The following is a 26,593-nucleotide window of genomic DNA, read 5'->3' on the forward strand; positions in this document are numbered from 1 at the left end:
GCCGAAACCTTACGACGCCTGCGCCAGGCGCGTCGACTCCTCGCGGATCAGGGACAGGATGTGGCGTTTTGCGTCGTTGAACTCGGGGCTGGTGATATCGCGCGGGCGCGGCAGGTCGAAATTGACGGCCTCCCGGATCCGGCCCGGCCGCCTGGTCATGACCACGATCTTGTTGCCGAGCACCAGCGCCTCGTCGACACTGTGGGTGACGAACACGATGGTGCAGCGGCGCTTCTGCCAGATCGCGACCAGCTCCTCCTGCATTTCGAGCTTGGTCTGGGCATCCAGCGCCGCAAACGGCTCGTCCATCAGGATGACGCTCGGATTCATCAACAGTGCGCGGGCGATGCCCACGCGCTGGTTCATGCCACCCGACATTTCGGAGGGATGATGATGCTCGAAACCGCGAAGGCCGACGAGGTCGATGAACTCCATGGCGCGGTGGTGCCGCTCGGCCTTGGCAACGCCCTTGAGCTTGAGATGGAAGGCGATGTTGTCGATGGCCGTCAGCCACGGCATCAGGGTCGGCTGCTGGAACACCACGCCGCGGTCCGAGCCGGGCCGCTCCACCTGCTTGCCGTCGACCAGCGTGCGCCCGGACGTCGCCTGCTCGAAGCCGGCGATGATGTTCAGGAGGGTCGACTTGCCGCAGCCAGAGGGGCCGAGCAGGCAGACGAAGTCGTTGGCCTCGATGTCGAGATTGATGTTGTCCAGCGTCAGCAGGTCGCGGCCGCGCCGCTTGTCGGAGAACACCTTGACGATGTTGCGAAGCTCGATTGCCGCCATCAGCCCGCCCTGCCCTGAACGGTGGTTGTCTGCTGCCAGCGCAGCGTGCGCGCCATGATCGCCTTGAGGCCGAGGTCGGAGAGATAGCCGAGCAGCCCGATCGATATCATTGCCGCGAGCACGATGTCGTAGCGCAGGAAGTAGTAGGAATCCCAGAGCACGTAGCCGAGGCCGCTCTTCACCGCGACCATCTCGGCCGTGACAGTCAGCATCCAGGCCGAGCCGACCGCAATGCGCAGGCCGGCGAAGATCGAGGGCAGCGCCGCCGGCAGCACGATGTCGGTCAGCATCTGCCGACCGTTGGCGCCCATCATCGCGCCGGCCCGCACGAGATTGTGGTCGACGGTCTTGACACCATGGATGCTGTTCATCAGCACCGGAAAGAATGCACCGAGGAAGACCAGGAAGATGGCCGGCTTGTCGGCGATCCCGAACCAGATGATCGCGAGCGGAATCCAGGACACCGGCGGGATCGGGCGCAACATCTGCAGTGTCGGCTCCAGCGTCTTCTCGAACAGCCGGGACCAGCCGATCGCGACCCCGGCGAGGATGCCGAGCAGGCTTGCCAATGCAAAGCCGCCAAAGACGCGAAGCGCGCTGGCGAGCGCATCACGCAGCCAATGGCCAGAGTAGGTCTGCGTGGTCTCGTCGAAGCCGAACACCCAATCGCCGAGCGCATGCAGTACCGCACTCGGCGCCGGCAGCAGCGCGGGCGGCAGCATGCCACTGCGGGCAAACGCCTCCCAGCCCGCAATCAACAGCGCGGGGACGACGAGGCGTTCGAGCCCCTGGAACGCCCGCGTCAGCCGGACCGTTGGCCTCGCGGGCGAGACGTCAGTAACCGAGGTCATTCTTGGCCTTTCCCGTGGCCTTTTCCAGGAACGAATAGTCCATGTTCTTCTCCGCTTCCGCGGAGACGTCCTTGGAGATGTATTTGAGGTCGCGCATCATCGCCGCGATCGCCAGCGTCTGCGACCGATGGATCGCAGGATCGGGCGAGGCATTTTTCAGCGCCTCCGTCGCGACCGTCTTGTCGAGACCGGTGAGCTTGTTGATGACCTCGATCCACGGCCCCTTGTCGGCGATCAGCTTGTTGTCGAGCTCGACCACGGCGGCGACCACGCCCTGGACGCCGGCGCGCTGGCCCGCGATCACATCGGAGCGGGTGACGATCAAGTTGGTCAAATTGCCTGCGGCCTGTTCATACGGCAACACGAAGTGCTTGCCGGCACCGGCGAGCCGGATCTGCGATGCAAACGGCTCGACCGAACAGATCATGTCGACCTCGCCGCGCTGGAGTGCCGCGAGATGGTCGGACGGATTGGGAATGTTGATGAACTGGATGTCCTTGTTGGGATCGACGCCCTGCTTGAGGAACGCCCCGCGCATGTGGATGTCCTGCGCGTTGCCGCGGGAGGCCGCAACCTTCAGCGGTTGACCGTCGCTCTTCGCCTTCGCAACGGTTGCCTTGAACGTGGCCCAGTCCTCGGGCGGCAGGCTCAGCTTCGCGGAGGACAGGCATTCCGAGCCGCCATTGATCTGACCGGACACGGCAACGACGTCAAAGCCTTTGTCGAGCGCGGTGATGTAATGGAGATAGGTGACCTGCGCGACGTCGATGCTCTTCGATATCAAGGCGGTGAGAACGTCGTTCCCCGAGTTGAAGCCGGTGGCCTCGACCTCGACGCCCTTGGCCATGCCTGGGATCAGCGACATCGGCAGGCAGTGCGCGCATTTGGCGTAGCCGAGCTTGATCTTCGCCGTCTGCGCCGAGGCGAGACCGCTTCCGCCAAGCATTGCCGCCATCGCCACTAGCCCCAGTCGCAAACTCGTCCGCATCGCTTACTCCGCTTCGAAAGCGCGATATCCGCGCGTTGCGCAGGATCATCCGTCGCCCTTCGCCGCAACGCAATCCACTTTCTGCATGCTGCATACAATTTGCGCGCTATGCCATTGTTTTCAGCGAGATACGTCGATATTTTGAGCAAGCCAAGGAGCCGGAAGCGGCTAAGATCAAGGTGAGAAGCGAGGCACGCGTGCAGCCAAAACCGGAAGCGTCAAAGGGACGAAAGTCGCCCAAACTCAAGCGGATGGGCCTGCATGAGCGTGCCGCGGCGCGGATGCGGACGATGATCATTCGCGGCGAACTGCCACCGGGGTCGCAGACCCAGGAGACCTGGCTGTCGAAGGAGCTCGGCGTGTCGCGCACCCCCTTGCGCGAGGCGATGAAAGTGCTTGCCGCGGAGGGGTTGATCGAGCTTCGTCCCAACCGCAGCCCGCGCATTGCCGGTATCGCGGCGGACGGCATCTCGGAATTGTTCGAAGCGCTCGCCGGTATCGAGCGGCTCGCCGCCGAGCTCGCTGCGGAGCGCGCGACCGAGCGCGACCTCGCCCGCCTGCGCACGCTTCAGGCCCGCATGGAGGGTCATCACCGCAGCGGCAAGCTGGACGACTATTTCGCCATCAACGGCGAGATCCACAACGCCATCGTCCGCATGGCCCGTAACACGCCGCTGCGGGAAGCTCACGAGACGCTGATCTCCCGGGCCGAGCGCGCGCGATATCTCGCCCTCGGCGCCGAACGGCGCTGGAGCAATTCGGTCGACGAGCACGCCGATATCCTGGCCGCGCTCGAAGCGCGCGACGGCGAAGCGGCGGGCCGCCTGCTCGGCGCGCATGTCGCGCGCACCGGCACGGCCCTGCTCGAAGTCCTCGCCGCCTCTCAGGCCAAGCAGACGGCGGCATAGTCATGAAGCTGCTGCTGCTCAACCCGAACACCAGCGCCGAGGTCACGCACCTGATGATGGGTGTCGGGCAGCGGGCGGTCTCGCCCGGGACGGAGCTGATCCCCTGCACCGCGACCCGCGGCGTGCCCTATATCGCGACGCGCACCGAGGCGCAGATCGGCGGGGCCATTGCGCTGGAGATGCTGGCCGAGCAGCACAGGAGGGTCGATGCCGCGATCATCGCGGCCTTCGGCGATCCCGGCCTGTTCGCCGCGCGCGAGACCTTCGACATTCCCGTGATCGGCATGGCGGAAGCGGCAATGCTGACCGCCTGCATGGCCGGGCGCCGCTTCGCCATCGTCACCTTCGCCCAGGCGCTCGGGCCCTGGTACGAGGAGTGCGTCCGCGCGCATGGATTGTGGGAGCGTTGCGCCGGCATCCGCATGCTCGATACGCCGTTCCAGGCCATCTCCGAGGTCGGCACCGAGAAGGAGGACGTGCTGGTCGAGCTCGCCCACCGCGCCATCGTCGAGGACAAGGCCGATGTGCTGATCTTTGCCGGGGCCCCGCTCTCCGGCCTCGCCGAGCGCGTCGCCGACCGGATTCCCGTTCCCGTGGTCGATCAGGTCGTCGCCTCAGTGAAGCAGGCCGAAGCGCTGGTTGCCTTGCGCCTGCGCAAGGCAGCAGCGGGAACGTTCCGCCGGCCCGCCGCCAAGCCGACCCTTGGTCTCGCCGCGGCGCTCGCCGCCCGGATCGAGCATCGCGACAGCTGATCAGAAAGGCGGCCGGCGATGCGAAAAACCCAGTTCGTTCTCGAGACTACGGCCGAAGGCGAACAAGCGGGATTCGCCGCCCGGCGGCGCGATGATCTGGATGCCGAAGGGCAGTTCGCTCGCGTCTCGTCGTACCGGCATGGTCAGGACCGGAAAGCCGACCAGCGACACGATGAAGGTGACCGCGAGATAGTCGATCGGCGTCTCCGATGCCGCCCCGTCAATTGCGGTGACATCGCTGATCTCGTTCGGCCAGGGGAAGACGGACGCGGCTGGCGCAATCAGGAAATCGGCACCGATGAACAGCTCGCGAAAGCTGCGGTAGATGGCGGTGCGACGCCGCTCGGCGTCGAGGTAATCCTGCGCGGACAGTTTCGCGCCGGCCTCGATATTCCAGATCACCGCCGGAGTGAGTTCCGCACGCCGGGTCCTCAGCAACTCGCCATAGCTGTTGGCGATGTGCGCAGCGCGCAGCACGCGGAAGGTTTCGACCGCGCCGCTACAATCGGGCGACGACGGCACGAATTCGGCAACCCGGGACAGCGCCTCGCATGCGGTGTTGAAACGCGCGCGAACGTGGCGTGCGACCGGTGCAACACCGAAATCGGGCGTGACGGCGATCCTCGGACGCCCCGCGTTCGACCAATCGTCGCTGCCGAGGCCGATCGATACGGGGTCGCGCACATCGCTTCCCTCGCACACGGACAGCGCAAGCGCGAGGTCATCGACACCGCGGGCCAGGAAACCGTGGGTGGCGAGCATGTCCCAGCCGAGCGGCCGGCGCGGCGACGGAATGCGGCCGGGCGTCGGCCGGATCGAGGCGACGTCGCAGAAGCTTGCGGGCGTGCGCACCGAGCCGCCGAAATCGGTGCCATGCGCCAGCGGCACCATGCCGGCCGCGACCGCGACGGCAGAGCCGCCGGACGATCCGCCGGAGGTCAGTGCGGAATCGTAGGGATTGCGCGTCGGCCCGCACAATCGGTTGGTGCAGACCGCGCCGAAACCGAACTCCGGCGTGTTGGTCTTGCCCAGAACGATCGCACCGGCGCGGCGCAGCCGCGCGACCACCAGATCGTCCTCGGCCGGAACGTGGTCGCGAAACAGCATCGATCCATAAGTCGTCTTGAGCCCGCCGGTGTCGGTGAGGTCTTTGATCCCGATAGGCACACCGTGCAGCGGACCGAGCGGCTCCGATGCCGCATCGCAAATCTGCGCGGCGCGGCGAGCACCATCAGCATCGACCGTCACGAACGCCGCCAACTGACTGTCGAGACTCGCAATCCGCGCAAGATGCGCTTCAACGGCCTCACGCGAGGACAGCTCGCGCCTCGCAATCCCGCGCGCAAGCTCCGTGGCAGTAAGGTCGCAAACCGATCGATCCGATGTCATCGGGCCACCATGCCTGAGCGCGCGCCGAAAAGCGACAGGCGCGGGCATGAGACTTGCTTTCTCCTCTGGGGCAACGGGAGGCAACACCATGGTTGAAACGCAAGGCGGCCGATCGCTCGTCGTCGACGCGGTCACCCACCGGTACCCGAGTGGCGCGCTTGCAGTCGAGAACATCAATCTCGACATCAAGGGTGGCGAGATCATCGCCCTGCTCGGCCCGTCCGGTTGCGGCAAGACAACGCTCTTACGTATCATCGCCGGCTTCATCGCGCAGACGCAAGGACGGATCATCATCGGCGACGACATCGTAGACACGCTGCCGCCGAACCGCCGCGCGGTCGGCATCGTGTTCCAGAACTACGCGCTGTTTCCGCACCTGTCGATCAGCGAGAACGTCGCTTACGGCCTCGCCGCCCGCGGCATCGACAAGGCGACGCGCCAGCGCGAGGCGCAGCGCCTGCTGGATCTGGTGCAGCTGCCTGCTATGGGTGAGCGGCTGCCGCGGCAACTCTCCGGCGGCCAGCAGCAGCGCGTCGCGCTGGCCCGGGCGCTCGCGATCAAGCCGTCCATCCTGCTGCTCGACGAACCCTTTGCCGCGCTCGACAAGAATCTGCGGCTCGACATGCAGATCGAGGTCAAGCGGCTCCAGCGCGTCTCCGGCATCACCACGCTCATCGTCACTCACGACCAGGAAGAGGCGCTATCGATGGCAGACCGCGTCGCCGTGCTGAGCCACGGCAAGCTCGAGCAGTTCGGCACACCGTCCGACGTCTACGACCGGCCGCAGACATTGTTCGTCAACACTTTCGTCGGTTCGACCAACCGCATGCCCGGCGTGGTGGTTTCGGCGGACCGTACCGCCGCCAAGGTGCGCCTCGACGCCGGCGCGGAGATCATCGCACGGCCCGCCGGCGGGGCACTCAGTGAGGGTGGCCGCGTCACCGTCTGCATCCGTCCCGAGCATCTGCAATTCGTCGGCGACGAGACCGGCTTTGCCGGTGTGGTCGGCATGTCGCTGCCGCTGGGAGCCACCGTCGTGCACGAAGTCACCACTGCCGACGGCTCCGGCGTCAAGGTCTCCCAGGCGCGCATCGGCGAGACGCGCGCGCTGGAGAACGGTGCTGCGGTGCGCCTCGCGCCGCTCGCCCCGTCGCTCGCCAACGCCTTTCCCGCAACGCTTTGAAATGCAGTCATAGTCCAAACGGAGTTCGACATGATCCTCAACCGCCGAAGCCTGCTGACCACCGCCCTCACACTCGGCGCCATGAAAGCGTTTCCCGGACTGAGCCTCGCCCAGGCTCGCCCACTGGTGTTTGCGACCTTCACCGGAAGTTGGGAGGAAGCCCACAAGGCCGTGCTGGTGCCGGCCTTTCGCAAGGCGAATGCAGACGCCGCGATCGTGCTCGACCCGATGCTCTCGGTCGACCAGATCGCGAAGGTCAACGCCGCCAAGGCCAATCCGCCGATCGACGTCATGCTGCATGATCCCGGCCCTGCACTCGTCGCCATCGGCCAGGACCTGGTCGAGCCCTATCCGGTCGAGAAAAGCACCCATTACAAGGACCTGATCGCCGAGGCGCAGGAGCCGATGGGCCCCGCCCCGTTCTTTCAGGTCGTCGGCCTTACCTACAATCCGGAAGCCGTCAAGACGCCGCCGACGTCATGGGCCGATCTCTGGAAGCCCGAGTTCAAGGGCCGCGTCGGCATCACCAATCTCAACTCGACGCTCGGCACCGGATGGCTGGTCGAGATCGCCAAGATGCGCGGCGGCTCGGAAGCCAATGTCGATCCCGCCTTCAAGGCGCTGGAAGAGCTGAAGCCCAATCTCGCCGCGGTCGCCGCCAATCCCGGCGCACTCGCGACCCTGTTCCAGCAAGGCCAGATCGACATCTCGCCCGGCAATTTCAACGCCATCCAGATCCTGAAAGCGCGGGGCGTGCCGGTCGAATTCGTGGCGCCGAAGGAAGGCGCCATCGCCTTCAAGACCACGATCCACATCGTCAAGAACTCGCCGAACCGCGAGCTCGCCTTCAAGCTGATCGAGGCGGCGTTGACGCCGGAGGTACAAACCACGCTGATGAACCCGCCCTATCTGATCGTGCCGACCAATTCCAAGGTCACGATGGGCGGCGAGATCGCGCGCGTGCTGGCCAAGGACACGGCCGAGCTGAAGAAGAAGTTCGTGTTCCAGGACTGGAAGAAGATCAACGAGCAGCGCTCGGCCTGGATCGAGCGCTTCAACCGCGAAATCAAGATCTGAGCCATGGGCACAGCACCGGCATCACGCGATGTGACATCCTACGGGATGGGATTGGCAGCGCCGCTGGCGCTGTTCTTCCTCCTCTTCTTCGTCGCGCCGCTGCTGCAATTGTTCTGGCTCTCGCTGCACAACGACACGGCCGGGCTCCATTGGGGGCTCGGCCAGTACCTGCACTTTCTCACCGATCCATTCAGCCTGGGCGTGCTCGGCTCGACGCTGCTGCTGGGCGCCGAGGTAACCGCCGTCTGTCTCTTGCTCGGCTTTCCCATCGCGTGGCTCTATCAACGAGTCGGACCAAAGCTTCAGACCATCATCATCCTGATCGTGCTGCTGCCGCTTTTGACCAGCGTGGTCGTTCGCACCTTCGCCTGGATCGTCATCCTGGGTCGGCAGGGCATCATCAACGCCACGCTGCAATCGCTCGGCGTCATCGATACTCCCCTCAAGCTGCTCTATACGCAGTTCGGCGTGGTGATCGCACTGGCGCAGGTGCAGATGCCGCTGATGACCCTGCCGCTGATCACCGCGCTCGGCCGCATCGACCCCAATCTCGACGATGCCTCCTGCTCGCTCGGCGCCGGAAGCTGGCGAACCTTCTTCCGCATCGTGCTGCCGCTGTCGCTTCCCGGCGTGATCGCCGGCTGCACGCTGACCTATGCCGCCGCGATCACCGCCTTCATCACCCAGTCGCTGGTCGGCGGCGGGCAGATGCTGTTCATGCCGATGTATCTCTATCAGCAAGCCTCCACGCTGCAGAACTGGCCGTTTGCGGCGGCGATCTCGATCATCTTCCTGCTCGCCGTGCTCGCGGTCGTCTCGGTCTTCACCACGCTCGGCCGCCTGTCGCGCGGCTATGGAGGCGCGTGATGAGCGGCCGCAGGCGTACCCTGGAAGCCCTGAGCTTCGAGCTGGTCATGGCCGTGATCGCGGTGATCGCGCTGATCATCATCATCGCGCCATCGCTGGTGGTTGTGATCGTCTCCTTCACGAGCGGTTTCTCGCTGCGCTTCCCGCCGCCCGGCTATTCGCTGCGTTGGTACGCCGAATTGTGGAATGCCTGGCAGCTGCATTTCGCGGCGAAGAACAGCCTGATCGTGGCGTTCTGGGCAACGGGCCTCTCCGTCGTGCTCGGCGTCGCGGCCGCGCTCGCAATCTCGCGGTCGCGGACGCTGTCCGCACGGCTGCTCGATTCCCTCTTCATGTCGCCGCTGGTCTTGCCGGCGCTCGCCTTCGGCCTTGCCGCGCTGATGCTGTTCTCGCTGGTCGGCCTGCCGGTGTCGCCGCTGACGCTGGTGATCGGACACACCGTGGTCTGCGTCCCCTATGTCGTGCGCAACACCGTCGCCGCCCTCGCCCAGCTCGAGCCGACCCTGCTCGAAAGCTCGGCCGTGCTGGGGGCAAGCCGTCTCTACACGTTCCGGCGCATCGTGCTGCCGCTGATCCGGCCCGGCATCATCGCGGGCGCCTTCATCGCCTTCATGTCGTCTTTCGACAACGTGCCGGTGTCGCTGTTCCTGCGCGATGCCGCGACCGACATGCTGCCGATCCGGATGTGGCAGGATCTCGAAGGCAAGCTCGACGTTACCATCGCCGCGCTCTCCGGCGTGCTGATCATCGCCACCGTCGCGCTGGTCGCGGTCATGGAGCGTGTCACCGGCCTGTCGCGGCGGCTGACCAACTGATCAGGCACCGCGAAACAGCGAGTAGCCCCAGCGCGTGAATTTCAGCGGCAGATGAAAATGCTCGTCAACGTTCTTGATGCGGAAGCGGAACGGCGTCACGGTCAGGAAACCGCCGCTGTCGCCGAAAAACTCGCCGAGATGAAACAGCACCTCGTACTCGCCGGCCGTCACGCCAGCGCCTTGCGCGACGGCATGATCGAGCGCGCCGTTGGCGCCGAGCCGCCCGTCGGCGATGCGCGAGGAGTCCGGCTCGATCCGCCAGATCTCGACGCGCAGCCCCTGTGCCGGGCGCCCGCTCGCCACATCGACCGCGTGAATGGAAATGCCGCCTGCCACGTTGATCCTCCCATGAGCAAGCCGCGATGGTAGACGGAAACGCGGCCGTTCGGCCAGCACCCGCATTGCTGCCGGCCCTTGGCGCAATGACCTTGCTGCAGGCCCTCGTTGCGTTTGCCTTGTTCGCGCCAGGCGTGGTCGCGCCGCGCGCCCATATCGAGGTCTGGCAGCTCTCGATGTTCTCCTGCGCTGTGTTCGCCGTAGGCATCCCGGCCTCGTTCTGGGGCGGCGGCTTCATCGCGCGGGCCGGCTCGCTGCGGATCGCGAGCCTGTGCGCGGCGGCCATCGTCGTCGCCATGGTGCTGGCCGCGCTCGGATCGACCGCCGCCCTGCTGGCCGCGGGCATCTGCCTTGGCCTTGCGATGGGGCCCGAGACACCGGCGAGCGCGGCGCTGCTGGCGCGGCTCGTGACTGCCGAGCGGCGCGCCTTCGTGTTCTCGGTGCGCCAGACCGGCAACCAGATTGGCGCCGTCTGCGGCTCGCTGGCCCTGCCCGCGATCGCCATCGCGTTCGGGCCCGCCTGGTGCTATGCGGTGGTGGGCCTCTGCGCGCTGCTGGCGATCGTTCTGTTTGAATGGTTGCGGCCCACCTACGCCGTCAAGCTCGTCCCGCCCCCGAAGCTCGATCTCCGCGCGCGGCTGGCGCTGATGACGGCGGACCGGCGCATCGCGATGCTGGCGCTGGCCTCGATGCCGTTCAGCGCGATGCAGGTGTCGCTCAACACGGTGTTCGTCACGCTCGGCACCCGCGAACTCGGCCTCAGCCATATCGAGGCCGGCATGGCGCTCGCCTGCGCGCAAGCCGGCGGCCTCGTCGGCCGGCTCGGCTGGGGATTTGTGGCGATGCGGCTCGATGCTCCGAGCATGGTGCTCATCGTCATTGGTCTCGGCATGGCATTCTGCGCCGCGCTGCTCGGCCTCGACGGCGGATCGCTCAGTCGCACCTGGCAGTTCGTGATTGCGGCGCTGTTCGGCCTGACGGCGTCGGGCTGGAACGGCGTCTTCATCGCCGAGATCGCCCGCCTCGCCCCGCAAGACCGGATCGGCGAAACCACCGGCGCGGTGTTGACCGCATCCTATGCCGGCCTGCTGGCGGCGCCTGCACTGGTATCAATCCTGGATGGTGTGGCCGGCCTCGGCGCGGCCTTCTTTGCCTTGGCGTGCCTTGCCCTCTGCGGCACGGTGGCACTGTTCTGGGGAGGCCGTGACAATGCCAGCGCATAGTGCCCGCAAGATCGCGGCCGATGTCGCAGCCGGGCGGACGAGCGCCGTCGAAACCACAAAGGCCGCGCTCGCCCGCATTGAGGCCGGCAAGGCGTTGAACGCGGTGGTCACGATCGATCCCGCGCGCACGCTGGCCGACGCTGCGGCGGTCGACGGTCGCCTGCGTGCCGGCGAGACAATGTCGCTCGCCGGCGTCCCCGTCATCGTCAAGGACAACATCTGGGTCGGCGGCTGGCGTGTGACGCAGGGCTCGCGCCTGTTTCGCGATTTTATCGCACCGCGCGATGCCATCGCGATCGAGCGCCTGCGCAGGGCCGGAGCGGTCGTCGTCGGCATCGGCGCAACATCCGAGTTCGCCTGCAAGGGCGTCACCACCTCGCCGCTGTATGGGCCAACGCGGCACCCCCTCGATCTCGCGCTGACGCCCGGCGGCTCATCGGGCGGCCCGGCGGCGGCCGTCGCCGCCGGCCTCGTGCCGCTCGCGATCGGCACCGATGCGGGCGGCTCGAGCCGCAGGCCGCCAGCCCATGTCGGGGTCGCCGGCTTCAAGCCGTCCTATGGCGCGATCCCCTACGGGCCAGGTTTCGCCGAGCCCTTCTTCGGCCTCTCCGTCATCGCGCCGATCGCATCTGATACGGCCGATATTTCGCTGGCGTTCGAAGCCATGGTCGGCGCCGATCCGCGCGATCCGGATTCTGCCGTCGTTGCGCTCCAGGCCGAAGACATCGGCGCCCAGCGCATCGCGTTCTCGCAGCGCCTCGGTCTCGATGCCGCGATCGATGACGTCGTCGCGAATGGGCTCGTCTCCGCCATCGACCGCCTTTCGGCGGCAGGTTTGTGCATCACGCAGCGCGATCCCGTCTGGCCGGCAGGCGCCACGGAAGACGCCATCATGCCGCTTCAGCATGCGGGTCTCGCGGCACTCTATGGTGATACTTTCCGCAAGGATCCCACCGTCTTCGATCCCGACATCGCCAAGCAGATCGAGCGAGGTCTCTCCTGGTCGGGTGCTGAGGTTGCCGGAGCACTGCTCGCGAGCGCCGCGATCGCCAATGCCTTCTCGGCTTTCTTCACCGAAGTTGACCTCTTGCTGACGCCGACGGTGCCATGCGTCGCGTGGCCGCTGACGCATCTCGGCCCGGACATGATCGGCGGAAAAGCCGTGAGCCCGCGTGCCCACGCGGTGTTCACGCCCTTTGTCAATCATGCCCGCCTGCCGGCAATTTCGATTCCGTGCGGAACGGACCGGTGCGGCCTTCCATTCGGCCTTCAGATCATCGGCGCCCGTGGGCAAGACCGCTCGCTGCTTAGAGCAGCGCAAGAGATCGAGGCCGTCCTGCGAGCTTGAATCCCACTGTCACTGCGCGGCCCATCGACCTCGAACACCTGCTCGCCACAGCGCATCCCGGCGGAGCGCTCGGCCATAATGGCCCGTCGAGCGACCGCGGAGCTGCTCGTATCAGTCCAGCGCCTGTCTATTTCAAGTCTGCGGGACCGCGTCATCTATCGACCGGTCCATCAACACATAGTGTGCGACGCCTCCGACGATAGCTTTGCAGAAGTTCAGGGTGAAGCGACCATATAGGGCGCCTGACCCCGGCTGCGAGGATGCGAAGCGATAGGAGGCACCGAGAATACGCGCGATCTCGTACAATCCCATGAGTTCGTGGTGCGCCAGTGCCGAGTGAATACCGAGCAGCGGCAGCAACAGGGCCTGCATACCGACGCCGCTCATGACGCCCTCGCTTCCGGGCGCGGCAGCGGCAGGAATTGCGCAAGATGAGCACTCCTCCACTGATATGGCGTATTGCCGGCGAAGCGCTTGAAGACTGTCGTGAAATGAGCCTGCGTCTGGAACCCGACGGTCAAGGCGATGTCTACGAGCGAGATGTCCGGCCGCTGCAGCAATTCCTGAGCACGCTCGATCCGCCGCTTCAGCAGATATTCGTGCGGCCGCATGCCGACGGCCGCCCGGAACTGCGCGGCGAAGTGCATCCGGCTGAGGCCGGCAACGGCGGCCAGATGCTGCAAGGTAACCTTCGCGTCCAGATTGTCGTCGATATACTGCATGACGCGCTTGAGGCGCCATTTTTGCAGCGACCGCACCGCCCGGCAGGCGTGCCCTCCACGGTCACTCTCGGCCGGCTCGGACTGGCCTCGTGCGGCCGTCGTCCCTCCGCTGGCCTTGCGGGTCAGAATGGCCAGGCGCAATGCGTCGACGAGAATGGCGGAATGCGGATCTTGCATGGCTTTGGTTGCCGCGAGGGCATCCGAGAGGCGCCGCATCACCGGGTCCACACTTCCCTCCGCACCCGTCTCCCGATCGGACTCCGCGGACACGTGCGCAAGACGTTTCGCGGACACCCTGAAGCTCGGCCCGCCACTGGCAGATCCCTGCACGCCCGGTGCTGGTGGCTCGATGGCCAGCGCAACATCCAGATGCACGAGAGAGAGCATCACCGCCTCCTCGCCGGAGCGCGACGAACGTTTCGACGACCGCAGCTGTGGGCCGTCGATGGGAGAGACGTCCATCGTGGCGGCGACATGATCCTTGGCATTTTGCGAGTATGATATCTGCAGCGACATCGTCGAACCTCCTTGTCCCAATTCGCACCAGCAATGCCTGGCCGGCTTGTCCGAATGCTATGGGAGCAGAGTAGTTCGGCGATCCGCGCGCTCCATTCTACGCGCGGGTGCATGGATAAGGTCTCGGGTTAACCGAGTCATACGTAGGTATGATCCCGGGGCGAGAGGGCGAGCGGAACACTCCGCCCCACGCTCGAGCCCTGAAGCTCCCCCTGCCTGCGGTAAGTTGACGCGTCCGCGATCGGCAAAATCACCGATAAGCCTTGTTCCGCAGGGGAATTTCCGTGTCGCCGCCCTCGCCGCATTGGACTATCCACGAGGTCTTCCAAGAGGGCACGAAAATCAGCTGGCGGGATATTGTGGGCGCGATTAAATCGCGGCATCAACGCGGTTGCAATGAGAAGAAACCCCACCTGAGACGATGACGAACTTTGATCGGCCCACGGGCTCGTCCATGAGCCGCGCCGGCCTGCGGTTCTGGTCCGCCGTCCTCGCCCTCGCGGTCTTCATGGTCGACGTGCTGACGCCGCTCGAGGGCGCGGTCGCGGTTCTCTACGTCGTTGCGATTCTGCTCGCGGCGAGGACGAACCGGCGCAACGACATCATCGTCGCCGCGATTGGCTGTGCCGCCCTCACGATCACCGCGTATCTGCTATCGCATGATCACGAGCCCATCGGCTCACCGGCCCTTCGTGCCCTGGTGAGCCTCGCGGCCATCGCTATCACCACGCTGCTCGCGCTCCAGAACCATGCCGCAACCAATCGCTTGGCGGCACAGGCGCGCCTGCTCAACCTCTCGCATGACATGATCTTCGTCCGCGATCGCGCCGGGGTGATCAATTTCTGGAACAAGGCCGCGGAACAGACCTACGGCTGGACCACCGAGGAGGCGCTCGGGCAGATCGCCGACAAGCTTCTGCGAACCAGCTATCCCGACCGGAGGGAAGTCATCGAGGCCACCCTGCTCGATACCGGGCGATGGGAAGGCAGGGTTGAGCAGCGCACGAAGGCCGGTGCCGTACTCGCGGTCGATGCCCGCTGGGCGCTGCAACACGACCATCTCGGCAAACCCGTCGGGGTGCTCGAAACGCACACCGACGTCACGGACCAGGTGGCGGCGCACAGCGCGCTCGTGCAGAGCGAGCAACGATACCGCCGAATGTTCGACGCAAGCCGGATCGGCGTCGTAGAGGAAGACTGGAGCGGACTACGGACCGCGCTGCATTCGCTACCGACCCGAGGGGCGGACCTGCGCGACTATCTGGCACGACATCCCGATTTCGTCCGCCATGCCCGCGGACTTGCCAGAATTACCGACGTCAATCCTGCCCTGCAGAAGATGGCGGGGGCGAGCAGCTCTGCGGCCTTCATCGAGAACGTGGACAAGCTGCTGGGCGAGAACGATCGCAGTTTCCTCGACGCGCTGGTGGCATTCGCGGAAGGAGAGCAGTTCCACGAAGGGGAGAGCGAGCTCGTGCGCCTCGACGGACGCAAGGTCCCCGTGCTGTTCACGATCACCTTTCCGCCTCAATCCGACGAAGATCACAACGTGCTCATCTTCGTCGTGGACATTACCGAGCGCCGGCAGGCGCAGGATGCGCTGCTCGCGGCGCAAGCCGAGCTCGCTCATGCTGCACGCGTTGCAACCCTCGGCGAGCTCAGCGCGTCAATTGCACATGAGGTGAACCAGCCGCTGGCGGCGATCGTCACCAGCGGCGAGGCCGGCTTGCGGTGGCTGCGGCGCGACGTCCCCGATCTCAAGGAGGTCACGACGACGATCGGCCATGTCGTCGCTCAGGGCCGCCGCGCCAGCGAGATCGTGACCCGCATCCGCACCTTCCTGAAGAAGGCCCCGCCCCAGCGGGATATGCTGCAAATCGGCGAGATCATCGAGGAGGCGACCGCACTGGTCGCGCGCGAGCTCGCCAAGGACGAGGTCACCCTCACCGTCGAGTCGCAGCACGATCTGCCACCGATTCGCGGCGACCGGGTCCAGCTGCAACAGGTCCTGGTCAATCTTCTGATCAATGCCGGCCAGGCCATGTCAGGCCAGCCCGGTTCCCGCACCATCACGCTGCGCGCCGGCAGCGAGGGCAGCGAAACCCTCTCCATCATGGTACAGGACAGCGGCCCGGGTATCCAACCCGAGGACCTGCCGCGCCTGTTTGATCCGTTCTTCACGACGAAGGATGGCGGAATGGGCATGGGACTTGCGATCTGCCGAACCACGGTGGAAGCTCACGGCGGCCGGTTGTCGGTGGCGAGCACTCCGGGCTCGGGAACGACATTCCACCTGACATTGCCATTTAGCCAAGAACACGCCTTGCCATGACCCGACCCAACCAGGCGCAGCCGCCCGCCCAACCCTCCAGTGCATTGGTGATCGTCGTCGACGACGACGAAGGCATCCGCGCCTCGCTCGACAGCCTGTTCCGGTCCGTCGGCCTGCAGACGCGCCTGTACGGCTCGCCCGCCGAATTGCTTGCCGGCTCGCTGCCCGACGGTCCCGGCTGCATCGTGCTGGACGTCCGCCTTCCGGGCGTGAGCGGGCTCGATCTGCAGAGCCAGTTCGTCCGGCAGGGCATCAGCTATCCGATCATCTTCATGACCGGCCATGGGGACATTCCGATGTCGGTGCGTGCCATGAAGGCCGGTGCCGTCGACTTCCTTTCAAAGCCGTTTCGCGACCAGGACATGCTGGATGCCGTGACCGCGGCGCTCGAGCGCGATGCGCAGCACCGTGCCGAAGCCGCGGCCAAGGAGGACATCCGCGCCCAGTACGAGACCCTGACGGCGCGCGAACGCGAGGTGATGGGCCATGTCACCGCCGGGCTGATGAACAAGCAGGTGGCGGCCCTGATCGGCCTCAGCGAGATCACGGTCAAAATCCACCGCGGGAACGTCATGCGCAAGATGGGTGTTAGGTCACTGGCCGACCTCGTTCGCAAGGCCGAGGCGCTCGGAGTTTCCCAAACCCGCAGGACTACGGACCAAACCTGAGTATAATTTCGGCGGTCCGGGCCCCGGGTGCATAAGGCGGTATCGGCCGCGCAACGGGAGATATCCTCCTTGCCTTGCGGAACACCGCGGTCAGGATTGTGCGCAAATGGCCAAGACCCCTGTGATTGCGATTGTGGACGACGATGAAGGCGTTCGCGCTTCGCTTGCGAGCCTGGTGCGTTCGCTCGGCTACGAGGCCGATGCCTACGAGTCCGGCCTGGACTTCCTGCGGCATGCGCCCGGAGACGATCCGGCATGCATGATCGCCGACGTGCAGATGCCGGTCATCACGGGCGATGAGTTGCAGGCCCAATTGATCGCCGCCGGCCGCCGCTTCCCGATCATCTTCATGACGGCATTTCCAAGCGAATCCGTGCGCCAGCGCGTAATGGCCGCAGGCGCGCATTGCTTTCTCGGCAAGCCCTCCAGCGGCGATGAGATCATCCGCTGCCTCGAAGAGGCGCTGGCAGGCCACGCGGCTTAGCCTGTCTGTCCCTCCCTCGCGCAACGGCTCTCGTCCCCAACCAGACGTGCATTCCGGCAACTGGGTTGGTGGACCGGAAATACCGGCAGGAACTGCAAACCTCATAATCGTTGTCGACTTTTTCGACTTCGGCAGGGCGGCACGCTCTGCCGAAAAACGGATGAGGCACGATGCCCGTGAACGCCACCAGTGCTGCCGCGCCGTCCCCATTGGTCTTCGCCGGCTTCCCGGCAAGCTCCTGGACCTTTGCGCTGCGGGTATGGCTGGCGATGATGCTCGCACTCTATGCGAGCTTCTGGCTCGAGCTCGAATCCCCCTCGTCAGCGGCCTTGACCGTGGCGATCCTGGCGTTGCCGACACGCGGTCAGGGCATGGAAAAGGCCGGCTACCGGCTGCTCGCGACGGCGATTGGGGTCATGGCATCGATTGCGATCGCCGGCGTGTTCTCTCAGACCGACGGCCTCCTGCTCGCCGTGCTCGGCATCTGGGTCGGGCTCTGCGTCTATGTCGCCGCCATGCTGGACGGCAATCGTGCCTATGCGGCGGCGCTCGGCTGCATCACCGTCGCCCTGATCGCCATCCAGCAGATCGACACGCCGCTCCAGGTGTTTCCGACCGGCATCGCGCGCGGCGCCGCCATCGGCATCGGGGTGCTTGCGGTGGCGCTGGTCAACGAGGTGCTGGCCGCGCCGGACTATCATCCGGTACTGGCAGGCCGCATCGAGGCGCTGTACGACCGGGTCGAGGCGCTCGCGCACGGTACCGACCGTGGCTCCGCAGCGGCTGCGGCGAGCCTGTTGCACGACATCGCTGCGATACGTCCGGAGATCGCCAGCCTTACGACGGAATCGAGCATCGGCACGGCAAGGACTGCGGCCGCACGTTCCGCGCTGGTCGACCTTGTCAGCGTCCTCTCCCTTGGGCGCATGCTCGCGGCGCTCCCGGTCACGTCCGCCCCGGCGCAGAGTGCGAACGGCCCGGGCCAGAAGGCGGCGAGGCTGACGGCCATTTCCCGATCCTGGCTCCGCAGCGAGATCGGCCATAAGCTTGCCGAGGTCCGCAGCAGCCTCGATGCGCTGCACCAAGGGGTACGTCCGTATCATGCATGGCGCACGCCGCTCTACCGCTCGCGCCGCATCGCGGCGGAAACCGGCGCAAGGACCGCGATCTCGTTCGCGCTGATCGGGCTCTTCTTCGTGTTGACAGGATGGCCGACCACCGAGCTCTGCCTCTCGCTCGTCGCGGTGATCCTCGGCCTCGGCTCGACGGCGCCCGCGCCACGCACCTTCACGAAGGTCACGGTGATGGCGATGCCAATCGCCTGCGCGCTGGCCGGCATCCTGAAATATTTCGTCTTCAACGGCGTGTCCGAATTTCAACTGCTGGCGATCGGTCTCGCACCTGTCGTCATCGGCTTCGCGCTGCTGATCTCGTCGCCGAACCCGCTGCTGTCCTCCCTCGGCCGGCTCACCCTGGTGTTCACGATCGCCGTACTCGCACCGACCAACCCGCAGAGCTACGACCCTGAGGTGTTTCTCGTGACGAGCTTCTTTGCCTGCCTGTCGTCCCTGCTCGTGCTCGCAGCGCAGACGCTGCTTCCTCCATTGTCGGGCGACCAGCGAGTTCGTCTGCTGTTGCGAGAGGCCACGAGCGAGCTGGGCCACCTCGACCACTGGCGAGTTCGAGACCTCGCGCCAGAGGAAGCCGCGTTTCGCGACGCGGGGCGAGTCGAACAGATCTTGAGCGCAAACGGCGCCTCCGCTCTCAATGGTCAGATCGCGGCGAAGGCGATGTGCTGTTTCGACCAGGCTGAGAGCTTGCGACGCTGCCGCGCCGAACTGGAGCGGCTGACCCAAGATCCGCTCGCCCGGGTGGTGCAGGACGCACGAGACGCCCTCGCCCAGCGCAACGGTGCCGCGATCCTCGCCGCTGCCGGGGCGCTGAGCACGGCGGCATCGCAAAACAACCTGTCCGCCAATTCGGCCATCGCCGTGCTGGTTCCGGCAAGCACCATATTTGCACCATCACAGTCTCCAACAGACCGCAGCCAAGGCAAGCAGCCATGACAAACACATATCGGGAGCTCGTCATCGGTGGCGTGCTCATTGCTCCCATCGTCTCCTATGCCGCAATCGCGCTGCTTGCGTACCTGATGCTTCGCCCGCTGCTGCGCTTCGTCGGCTTCGCGAGAGTCTTCAGCAACCCGTCGCTGGCCGAACTTTGCCTCTACGTGGCGATGTTCGGCACGCTCGCGCTGTTCTTCTAGGGAGAAGTGCCATGGAAGCCACCCTGCCTCGGGACGTCACCCCGCTTCATGGCGAGCCCCCAGCCGAAGCACCGGTTGATGCCGCAGACGCCGTGGACGGTTCAAACGCGTCGGAGACCGTGGCGCGCGACACCAGCGATCGGGCACTGCACAGCATCAGACCCTCCGCATGGGCTACGCCCGCCACGAGGCGCCTGCGCCAAGCGGTCGGCCGCTTCATGCGCGGTGCCGGCAGGCACCTTGCGACACTTGGCATCGCACTGGTCGCAATTCTCATAGCGGCTTCAACATGGCAGCACTACGTCACCGCGCCCTGGACGCGGAACGGCAGCGTCCGCGTGCAGGTCGCCAACGTGGCGCCGCAAGTGGCGGGCAAGATCGTGGAGCTTCGGGTGGCCGACAACCAGTTCGTCCACAAGGGCGACGTCCTCTACGTGATCGATCCGTTCGACTTCGAGGTGGCCGTTCGGGTCGGCAAGGCTCTGGTCGACCAGCGGGCGGCGGACCTCGTGGTGAAGCAGGCCGAGTTCGACCGCCGGCAGCACCTGTCCGATCTTGCGACGACGCCCGAAGAACAGCAAATCTATGCAGGCAACGCGGCGCAGGCGAAGGCTGCCTACGAGGCTGCGGCACACCAGCTCGCACAGGCGGAGCTGAACCTGAAGCGCACGAGCGTGGTCAGTCCCGTCGATGGTTACGTCACCAATCTCCTGTTGCGCGCGGGAGACTACGCCGTCACCGGCGTCAGCAACGTTTCCGTGATCGATTCCAACAGTTTCTGGATCGACGGCTATTTCGAGGAAACCAAGATGGCGCGGGTTTGCATCGGCGATCGCGCCGAAGCACAACTGATCGGCTATCCCAAGCCGATATTGGGACATGTGAAGACCGTGACACGCGGCGTCAGCGTGTCGAACGCCGCCGCGGGTACACAGGGCCTGCCCAACGTGGACCCGATCTACACCTGGGTGCGGCTCGCGCAGCGCGTACCGGTTCGCCTCGCCATCGACACCGTGCCGCCTGATGTGCCGCTCGTCTCCGGCATGACAGCGACGGTGACGATTCGGCAGCCCTCCGCGAGCGAGGGCCAAACCTGGCACGACCGGTTCCGCGCGAACTTCGTCGATCCCGTCTCCGATCTGTTCGGCGCAGGCCGCCCGCCTCGTCCGGACTGCCTGCAGGCGACATCGCAGCAGCGCCCCGAGGTGGAAGTACTTCCCTATACGCGCGAGCCCGCGGTTCCTCCGGCAGAGAAGATCGCGCCCGGCCTGACACCCGGCATCAACGCCTCGCCACGCCTGCCCTGAAGCAGGCCAGGACGCCTGACCTGGACAAGACGCGCCATGTGTCTCGTCTCCTCCGCACGCACCAGCGCAGCAACCCAGCACGCAGTTCCGTGCGGCGACCTGGCCTCGACACCGCAAAGCCCGATCTCACGTGCTGCGTCCGGGCCTCTCGTGGATCATGCGAAATGAGAAACGGCGGGGGTTCTTGAAATACTCTGGTTGCGGGATCGGCGATGGTGTGCGTGTTAGGTGACTGAGACCCCCAAGTCACGGCTCGAGCCTCCCTCCTCCCTAGGCATCCGAGCATTTTAGGGGCCGTCCTCCCCCAAGGGACGGCCCCTTTTTTTCGACGGCACAATGCGCGATCGAGGCCATCGTCCCGTTCGCGATTTGCCGGCGCTAGCTAGAGGATGACGTGACGCGTGAGCCAGGTGCGGACGCCCTGAAGGCTCCTGAAATCATCCAGCGAGTGCGCGGGAACTCCGGGCGCGATTTCCGCAGCCATGCCGCTCAGCGCATGTCCCGGCCCGAGCTCGAGAAACCCTGTCGCGCCCGCTTCGACACAGGCTTGCAGGCAATCGGCCCATTGCACGGTTTGCGATATCTGCGCGGCGAGTTTGTCGAGACCAGTCTCGCGCGAGACGACCGGAGCGGCATCGATTCCGCTCAGAATGCGCGCACCGGTCCGCGGCGGGAATATCACCGGCGCAAGGCGCAAGGCCTCACGAAATGCCACAGACGCTTCAGCGAGCCGTTCGGTGTGGGAGGCAACCTCAACCGGCAAGGCGACGATCCTCACGCCGTGCATCGCCCTCGCGTCTTTCGCGATCTGATCGAGCGCCTGCCGGTCACCGCCGATGACAAAGGCATCGCCCGGATTGACGATGGCAACCGCGGCTCCGTAGCGCTCGCAAAGGCGACCGACCTGTTCTCGCGAAAGACCGCGGACGAAGACCAGTCCATCGCCGGCGAGCGTCGCCGCATTCATGGCCTCCGCCCGGCGTGTCACGAGGTCCAGCGTGACGGTCGCGTCAAACAGGCCGCCGACACCCCAGGCCGCGACCTCGCCGACACTGTAGCCGGCAATGATGGCGCCAGGTGGAATGGCATCTCCGAGCGCCGCCGCGGCGGCGAGGGCCTGCAAGGTGCAAAGAACCTGGCCGGCACGATTGCGATGCAGGGCCTCGTCGGATTCGGCGCGCACGAAATCGCGTGGATCCTTGCCATCAAGCAATGTCGCCGCATGCGCAAACAGGGGCGCGGCCTGCGGCGCATCGCCCGTGAGGGCGAACATGTCGCGATGCTGCCTGCCCTGCCCCGAACAAAGGATTGCCAATGTCATGGTCGCGCCCTAATGCGGAAAGAGCAGCGCAATCACAATCGCCAGCGTCGGGACGCTGAATGCGGTGCTGGCGATAACCATGGACCCCACCCTCGCGGAATCCAGCCGGTAGTTGACCGCAAACAAAATCCCGAAAAAGCCCGAGGGAACGGCGGCGAGCAGAATGGCCGTCTTCGCTGCATCCTGCGCGATCGGAAGGACGAGAATGACCGCGACAGCCAACAACGGGCGGACGATGTCCGAGGCCACCGTTGCAGCGCTGATCTTCCAATCCAGCCGAAACGATTGCGCCGACAGAATGGCTCCGGTGAGGAACAGGGCGACGCCGGCGGCCGAGCTTCCGATCAGGGCGAGGCTCGCATGCGCCAGCGCGTCGAGGCTCACGTCCGACAACGAGAACACGATGCCGAGCGCGGGCGCCAGCACCACCGGCTTGGTGATCGCACGGCGGACTGCCGTCAAGATCTGCCGCGCCGCCATTTCTTCGCCACGAGCCTTGGCGGCACCCATTTCCGCTACGATCAGGGTCAATGGGCTGATGAGGATCGAGCCCGCCGCCAACGCGACGGCAACCGGAACGGTGCCGGTTGGACCCACGACTGAGGTCATGATCGGAAGACCCACCCCGGCGAGATTCGGGAAGCCGATCGTCAACGCCTGCAGGGCCGCCTCGGACTGAGAGAGCTTGGAGAGCCGGCGTGCGGCGAAATACCAGGCAAGATAGAGCAGCAGCATCGTGACGCCGAGCACCAGGAAGAGCGGGACCTGGTCGATCATCTCACGGCGCGACGCTGAGGCGGTCGCGGCGAACAGTGAAGCGGGCAATGCAAAATCCATCACGAGCGCGTTGAGAGCGTCGACATGGAGATTGTCGACGACATGAAGTTTGCCGGCAGCGTATCCCAACAAGAGAACGAAGAAGACCGGCACGAGCGCCATCAGGATTGCATTGGACATCATCGGCATGGGCTCTCATGGGCGTCGACGAAGAGTGTCATCGCAAGCAGATCGGCCGATCCACCCGGGCTGAGACGACGGGCGACGAAGCTGTCATGGATCGATTGCGCCCGCGTACGCCAACCAGGCGCGGTGACGCCGCCGGCATCGATGAAGCGGCGCGCCGCATCATGCGCAAAGCGAAGGCCGTCGAACCCACCGCGATGCAGGAGGTTGGTGTCCTCGACCGAGGCGATCAGGGCAAAGCATGCCTCGACCCGGGCGGCTTCCCCATCTTCCGGCACGGCATGCGCCGCCCTGCGCAGCGCCGGCAATCCGATCCGGTAGACGCTCGGAAATCCGTTCGCGGCCTCGGTACGCGCACCGCCGGCGTGAAAACGGCGTCGGGCCGCGCTGCCGTGGCTGTGCAACAGCACTGGACCGTCGAGGATGCCGTCGCTCCACAGGCGCCTCACGACCTCGCCAAGCGAAAGCTCGGGATCGACCAACCCGCCCGCCCTCGCACCGGCCGCCGCACACAACAGGCCGAGCCCGAAGATCGCGCCGCGATGCGTGTTGACGCCAGAGGTCGCCGCAAACATCGCGTGCTCGGCCTCGAGGCCGATGATCCGCAGCCGCCCCATGCCGCAGCCGCGCGCGCCTGCATCGGCCAGGCGCTGAAGATGGGGCTCGATCGCCGCGGCGCTGCGACGGAACGTGCCGGCATCCATATCATCGTGACTGCCATTGTCGATATGACTCACGAGCCCCGGCTTCGGCCAGGTTTCCAGCTCCTCGACGAGGCAGCGGGCGGCGATGGCGCCGATGGCGGAAACGTCGAGCGTGATGCGCGCCCGACGCTGAACCGACCTTTCCAAACCTCGCATAGCCGCGGTGATCATGATCCCCTCGCTCCCGAAATGAATCGATTCCTGCCGAGCAGGATCACGCTCTCGATGCTTTTCACCAGAAGCTCGCTTCCGCCGCCGTGGAACTCGCGCCAGTTCACGGCAGCACCATCCGCGCGCATCAGCTCGCCATCGATCCGCATCGGCGCTTCGTTCTCGATCGCAGCCACATCGGCAACGAAACGATCGATGTCGGTTTCACCGCGAAACTCGAACAGCACATCGAGGTCCGATCGGTCCGTCACGTAGTCGAGACCGGTCAGCGATTGCCAGGCCAGGCTGCCGAAGACGCGCGCGTCCACCGAGTGACGAAGCTCCAACCGGTAGAGCCGATCGAGCGTCGGCCACCAGTTGCGTGGCGCGTAAGCGCGCGCCTGCCGCAGCGACGGCGGCCTCGCGACCGAGACGACGTGGTCGATATCAACTAGGAGGGAGATCCGCTTCTTGCCGGCCGAGGGCGGCAATGGCAGGCCCAGAGCAAGACCGGTTTCCTCGCATGACAGAGCGCGCCGCCTGATCGCCGGCCAGCCCATTTTGGACCAACGTGCGACCAACGCATCGGCAGCAAGATCGCCGCGCGCTTCCAGCATCGCACGCCATCCCGCCGGGCTGACGAAGACGAGGTCATGACGACCCGGTGAAAGCTCACCGTGCTTGCAGGGCCAGGTCACGAACGCGCTCCGCAATATCCGCGGCCTTCAGCCGGCCACCACGCGCCTTACCAAGCGCATCCCGTTGGTCTCGCGCGGCCGGCATGTCGGCCAACAGCGCCTCCAGTTGATCGGCGAGCGAGGCGTCATTGCTCCATGTCATGTGAACCGCGCCCATCTGCACGAGATTGGACAGCCCCGGCGCGAACACCGGCGTCGATTTCGCCTTCTCCTCGAGCGCTTCCATCGACAGCTTGGTGACCTTCGCCATCGACGGCAGGTCCATCACTGCAGGGTGTGCACCGGGCAACCCGACCAGCACGCGGGTTGCAAGTCCCGTCGCGAGCAGAGCGCCCGCCGCCGAGTGACCGTAGAGAAGGCCGATGGTCGGGCGGCCATTCATGTCCGCGTGGATCAACGCTTTCGCCAGATGCGCGAGGAATTCGTTCAGCCCGAGCAACTCGTCGCGCTTGCTCATGCGCTGGCTGTCGCTGTCGACGAGCACCAGGATCGGGCCAGAGTCCCGGCCGATCGACGCCAGGACATGGCCGGACAATCTGATCGCCTCGTCGACGCCCAGTGCGGTCAGATCCGCAACACCGAGGACGAGCATTTTGTCGCCGGATCGCAGCGTCGCCGAGCCGAGAAGGACGCCTTTGTCGTTCCTGACTTCATGGCCGTCGGGGAAGAGCGAGGCAAGAATGTCATCGAGCGTCACGGCTGGTCCTCCCGATTCTGTCGGCGAGCGTAATGAATTGATCGGCCGGCAGCTCCGGAACCGTTTCAGCGCGCGCGATGCCCTGCGCCGCCCAGATGTCGACGGCATCCAGGCAGGCGCCGTAGCGGCTTAGCCGGTCGGCAAGCCGCTCCTGCTCTGCCTTCAGGCTGTCGAGACCGAAAGGTCCGATCAGGCCCAGCAGTTCGAGCGCGGCTTCGCGGAAATCCTGCACATTGTCATCGGCAAAGACATCCGCGGCGCCGAGCAGCCGGCGATGCTTGCCGCCCATGGTGCGCCAGACCAGCGCGCGGTCGCGGGAGTCGAACTCCTCGACGCCGCGATTGGTCTCGATGACCTCGGGGCCCGACACCGCGATGCGCCCGGGCTCCGAGACGGCGAGAGCCGAGCAGCAGCCTGCGATCAACCCACCGCCGCCGTAGCATCCGGACCGCCCGCCGATCAGGCCGACCACCTTCACGCCGGCGCTGCGCGCCTCCATCACCGCCCGCATGATCTCGGCGATGGCGAGCTCGCCCGCATTGGCTTCCTGCAACCGGACGCCGCCGGTGTCGAACAGGATCAGGACGGGGATCGATGCGATCTGGCGTGCCGCGCGGAGTAACCCGATCAGCTTGGCGCCATGCACCTCGCCGAAGGCGCCGCCCATGAAACGGCCCTCCTGTGCGGCGACGAACACCGGCGAGTCATCGAGGCGGCCATGGCCGACGACGATGCCGTCGTCGAACTGCTCGGGCAGATCAAAAATCTTCAGATGCGGACTGACCTCGCGCTGCTCCGGACCGATGAACTCGACGAAGCTGCCGGCGTCAAGCAGCAACTCCAGCCGCGTGCGGGCCGACGCTTCGTAGAAGCTGGTGCTGCGGGCGCGCTCGGCCGGCGTCACGTCCTCGAGTGGTGTGGTCATTGGCCGTTCTCCGTGATCAATCGCACTGCCTGCGCCAACCGAAGCGAGACCGTATCGGGGCGCGCGCCGCCGTCATTGATCGAGAATCTCAGCCCGCCGGGCGAATAGCGCTCGACGAAATCGCCGATTACGGCAGTCCAGACCTCGCCGAAGCCAACCGCCGCGGTCCTGATCTCGATGGCGCATTCCGCATCCGGGAGGACGCGTTCCACCAGCACCTCCAGATTGCCCGAGGCGACAACGCCGACGATCGCGCTCTGCCTGGCGCCGCCGGCCCTGGTGCGAACGCTGTGCTCAAACCTAAGATCTTCCATGGC

At 65.8% G+C, this 26,593-nt stretch carries 28 protein-coding genes; 14 read left to right on the forward strand and 14 right to left on the reverse strand.

All coding sequences use genetic code 11. The annotated features are described in order from the left end of the window. Positions 1-9 precede the first annotated feature (9 nt). From AC1RQP_RS18965 to AC1RQP_RS18975, 3 genes are read right to left on the reverse strand one after another with little or no spacing between them, the layout of a single operon-like run. The gene (locus tag AC1RQP_RS18965) at positions 10-786 is read right to left on the reverse strand and encodes an ABC transporter ATP-binding protein (RefSeq protein ID WP_061020907.1); all 777 of its coding nucleotides are present in this window, start codon (positions 784-786) and stop codon (positions 10-12) included. Further along, positions 786-1,637 (reverse strand): ABC transporter permease, encoded by an 852-nt coding sequence (locus tag AC1RQP_RS18970; RefSeq protein WP_239622791.1) that lies wholly within the window; start codon positions 1,635-1,637, stop codon positions 786-788. The genes AC1RQP_RS18965 and AC1RQP_RS18970 overlap by 1 nt, the downstream gene beginning before the upstream one ends. Continuing rightward, positions 1,621-2,625: an ABC transporter substrate-binding protein gene (locus tag AC1RQP_RS18975; RefSeq protein ID WP_492938072.1), complete on the reverse strand. Its 1,005-nt coding sequence runs from the start codon at positions 2,623-2,625 to the stop codon at positions 1,621-1,623. The genes AC1RQP_RS18970 and AC1RQP_RS18975 overlap by 17 nt, the downstream gene beginning before the upstream one ends. Positions 2,626-2,753: 128 nt before the next feature. Between AC1RQP_RS18975 and AC1RQP_RS18980 the strand changes: the two genes are divergently transcribed. Both AC1RQP_RS18980 and AC1RQP_RS18985 read left to right on the forward strand, forming a co-directional pair. Beyond that, positions 2,754-3,533, forward strand: a complete 780-nt coding sequence (locus AC1RQP_RS18980; protein ID WP_239629688.1) for a GntR family transcriptional regulator — start codon at positions 2,754-2,756, stop codon at positions 3,531-3,533. A 2-nt stretch (positions 3,534-3,535) separates the two neighbouring features. Further along, complete coding sequence (locus AC1RQP_RS18985) at positions 3,536-4,285, forward strand: aspartate/glutamate racemase family protein (protein WP_239622789.1); 750 nt, start codon at positions 3,536-3,538, stop codon at positions 4,283-4,285. Here the strand turns inward: AC1RQP_RS18985 and AC1RQP_RS18990 are convergent, their stop codons facing one another. Next, entirely contained in the window at positions 4,286-5,722 is a 1,437-nt protein-coding gene (locus tag AC1RQP_RS18990) for an amidase (protein WP_492938074.1), read from the reverse strand. A 40-nt stretch (positions 5,723-5,762) separates the two neighbouring features. Here AC1RQP_RS18990 and AC1RQP_RS18995 point away from each other — a divergent pair, with 40 nt between their 5' ends. From AC1RQP_RS18995 to AC1RQP_RS19010, 4 genes are read left to right on the forward strand one after another with little or no spacing between them, the layout of a single operon-like run. After that, entirely contained in the window at positions 5,763-6,857 is a 1,095-nt protein-coding gene (locus AC1RQP_RS18995; protein ID WP_492938075.1) for an ABC transporter ATP-binding protein, read from the forward strand. A 30-nt stretch (positions 6,858-6,887) separates the two neighbouring features. Then, on the forward strand, positions 6,888-7,934 hold the full coding sequence (locus tag AC1RQP_RS19000) for an ABC transporter substrate-binding protein (RefSeq protein WP_492938076.1): 1,047 nt from the start codon (positions 6,888-6,890) through the stop codon (positions 7,932-7,934). Between the two features lie 3 nt (positions 7,935-7,937). Beyond that, on the forward strand, positions 7,938-8,801 hold the full coding sequence (locus tag AC1RQP_RS19005) for an ABC transporter permease (RefSeq protein ID WP_492938077.1): 864 nt from the start codon (positions 7,938-7,940) through the stop codon (positions 8,799-8,801). Continuing rightward, positions 8,801-9,616, forward strand: a complete 816-nt coding sequence (locus AC1RQP_RS19010) for an ABC transporter permease (protein ID WP_492938078.1) — start codon at positions 8,801-8,803, stop codon at positions 9,614-9,616. The genes AC1RQP_RS19005 and AC1RQP_RS19010 overlap by 1 nt, the downstream gene beginning before the upstream one ends. On the opposite strand, the gene AC1RQP_RS19015 is transcribed toward AC1RQP_RS19010, so the two are convergent. Further along, on the reverse strand, positions 9,617-9,952 hold the full coding sequence (locus AC1RQP_RS19015; RefSeq protein ID WP_492938079.1) for a hydroxyisourate hydrolase: 336 nt from the start codon (positions 9,950-9,952) through the stop codon (positions 9,617-9,619). Between the two features lie 26 nt (positions 9,953-9,978). Between AC1RQP_RS19015 and AC1RQP_RS19020 the strand changes: the two genes are divergently transcribed. Then, positions 9,979-11,175 carry an MFS transporter gene (locus AC1RQP_RS19020; RefSeq protein WP_492938080.1) on the forward strand — a complete coding sequence of 399 codons (1,197 nt, stop codon included), beginning with the start codon at positions 9,979-9,981 and terminating at the stop codon, positions 11,173-11,175. Then, the gene (locus tag AC1RQP_RS19025) at positions 11,162-12,523 is read left to right on the forward strand and encodes an amidase (RefSeq protein ID WP_492938081.1); all 1,362 of its coding nucleotides are present in this window, start codon (positions 11,162-11,164) and stop codon (positions 12,521-12,523) included. Before AC1RQP_RS19020 ends, AC1RQP_RS19025 begins: the two co-directional genes overlap by 14 nt. Positions 12,524-12,655: 132 nt before the next feature. On the opposite strand, the gene AC1RQP_RS19030 is transcribed toward AC1RQP_RS19025, so the two are convergent. After that, positions 12,656-12,910, reverse strand: coding sequence for a hypothetical protein (locus AC1RQP_RS19030; protein WP_239622781.1), 255 nt, complete (start codon positions 12,908-12,910; stop codon positions 12,656-12,658). Further along, positions 12,907-13,761, reverse strand: a complete 855-nt coding sequence (locus AC1RQP_RS19035) for a helix-turn-helix domain-containing protein (protein WP_492938082.1) — start codon at positions 13,759-13,761, stop codon at positions 12,907-12,909. The genes AC1RQP_RS19030 and AC1RQP_RS19035 overlap by 4 nt, the downstream gene beginning before the upstream one ends. 421 nt (positions 13,762-14,182) lie before the next feature. Here AC1RQP_RS19035 and AC1RQP_RS19040 point away from each other — a divergent pair, with 421 nt between their 5' ends. The 6 genes from AC1RQP_RS19040 (at position 14,183) to AC1RQP_RS19065 (ending at position 20,818) form a co-directional block, all read left to right on the forward strand. Next, the gene (locus AC1RQP_RS19040) at positions 14,183-16,093 is read left to right on the forward strand and encodes a PAS domain-containing sensor histidine kinase (protein ID WP_492938083.1); all 1,911 of its coding nucleotides are present in this window, start codon (positions 14,183-14,185) and stop codon (positions 16,091-16,093) included. Continuing rightward, positions 16,090-16,761: a response regulator transcription factor gene (locus AC1RQP_RS19045; RefSeq protein ID WP_028179426.1), complete on the forward strand. Its 672-nt coding sequence runs from the start codon at positions 16,090-16,092 to the stop codon at positions 16,759-16,761. The genes AC1RQP_RS19040 and AC1RQP_RS19045 overlap by 4 nt, the downstream gene beginning before the upstream one ends. A 106-nt stretch (positions 16,762-16,867) precedes the next feature. Then, positions 16,868-17,245, forward strand: a complete 378-nt coding sequence (locus AC1RQP_RS19050) for a response regulator transcription factor (protein ID WP_492938084.1) — start codon at positions 16,868-16,870, stop codon at positions 17,243-17,245. A gap of 170 nt (positions 17,246-17,415) precedes the next feature. Continuing rightward, positions 17,416-19,311 (forward strand): FUSC family protein, encoded by a 1,896-nt coding sequence (locus AC1RQP_RS19055; RefSeq protein WP_492938085.1) that lies wholly within the window; start codon positions 17,416-17,418, stop codon positions 19,309-19,311. Beyond that, positions 19,308-19,511, forward strand: coding sequence for a DUF1656 domain-containing protein (locus AC1RQP_RS19060; RefSeq protein ID WP_492938086.1), 204 nt, complete (start codon positions 19,308-19,310; stop codon positions 19,509-19,511). Before AC1RQP_RS19055 ends, AC1RQP_RS19060 begins: the two co-directional genes overlap by 4 nt. 11 nt (positions 19,512-19,522) lie before the next feature. After that, positions 19,523-20,818, forward strand: coding sequence for an HlyD family secretion protein (locus AC1RQP_RS19065; protein ID WP_492938087.1), 1,296 nt, complete (start codon positions 19,523-19,525; stop codon positions 20,816-20,818). A 382-nt stretch (positions 20,819-21,200) separates the two neighbouring features. On the opposite strand, the gene AC1RQP_RS19070 is transcribed toward AC1RQP_RS19065, so the two are convergent. From AC1RQP_RS19070 to mdcC, 7 genes are read right to left on the reverse strand one after another with little or no spacing between them, the layout of a single operon-like run. After that, positions 21,201-22,139: an acyltransferase domain-containing protein gene (locus AC1RQP_RS19070; protein WP_492938088.1), complete on the reverse strand. Its 939-nt coding sequence runs from the start codon at positions 22,137-22,139 to the stop codon at positions 21,201-21,203. A 9-nt stretch (positions 22,140-22,148) separates the two neighbouring features. Further along, a complete protein-coding gene (locus tag AC1RQP_RS19075; RefSeq protein ID WP_492938089.1) occupies positions 22,149-23,099 on the reverse strand; it encodes an AEC family transporter in 951 nt (316 codons plus the stop codon). Continuing rightward, positions 23,096-23,977 carry a triphosphoribosyl-dephospho-CoA synthase MdcB gene (gene mdcB, locus AC1RQP_RS19080; RefSeq protein WP_492938090.1) on the reverse strand — a complete coding sequence of 294 codons (882 nt, stop codon included), beginning with the start codon at positions 23,975-23,977 and terminating at the stop codon, positions 23,096-23,098. Before mdcB ends, AC1RQP_RS19075 begins: the two co-directional genes overlap by 4 nt. Continuing rightward, complete coding sequence (gene mdcG, locus AC1RQP_RS19085; protein WP_492938091.1) at positions 23,974-24,654, reverse strand: malonate decarboxylase holo-[acyl-carrier-protein] synthase; 681 nt, start codon at positions 24,652-24,654, stop codon at positions 23,974-23,976. The genes mdcB and mdcG overlap by 4 nt, the downstream gene beginning before the upstream one ends. Continuing rightward, positions 24,629-25,351 carry a biotin-independent malonate decarboxylase subunit gamma gene (gene mdcE / locus AC1RQP_RS19090; protein WP_492938092.1) on the reverse strand — a complete coding sequence of 241 codons (723 nt, stop codon included), beginning with the start codon at positions 25,349-25,351 and terminating at the stop codon, positions 24,629-24,631. The genes mdcG and mdcE overlap by 26 nt, the downstream gene beginning before the upstream one ends. Further along, entirely contained in the window at positions 25,338-26,276 is a 939-nt protein-coding gene (locus AC1RQP_RS19095; protein ID WP_492938094.1) for a biotin-independent malonate decarboxylase subunit beta, read from the reverse strand. Before AC1RQP_RS19095 ends, mdcE begins: the two co-directional genes overlap by 14 nt. Further along, the gene (gene mdcC / locus AC1RQP_RS19100) at positions 26,273-26,590 is read right to left on the reverse strand and encodes a malonate decarboxylase acyl carrier protein (protein ID WP_239622769.1); all 318 of its coding nucleotides are present in this window, start codon (positions 26,588-26,590) and stop codon (positions 26,273-26,275) included. Before mdcC ends, AC1RQP_RS19095 begins: the two co-directional genes overlap by 4 nt. Between the last annotated feature and the right edge of the window lie 3 nt (positions 26,591-26,593).

Source organism: Bradyrhizobium sp. GW821-FHT13H06, from assembly GCF_058803975.1.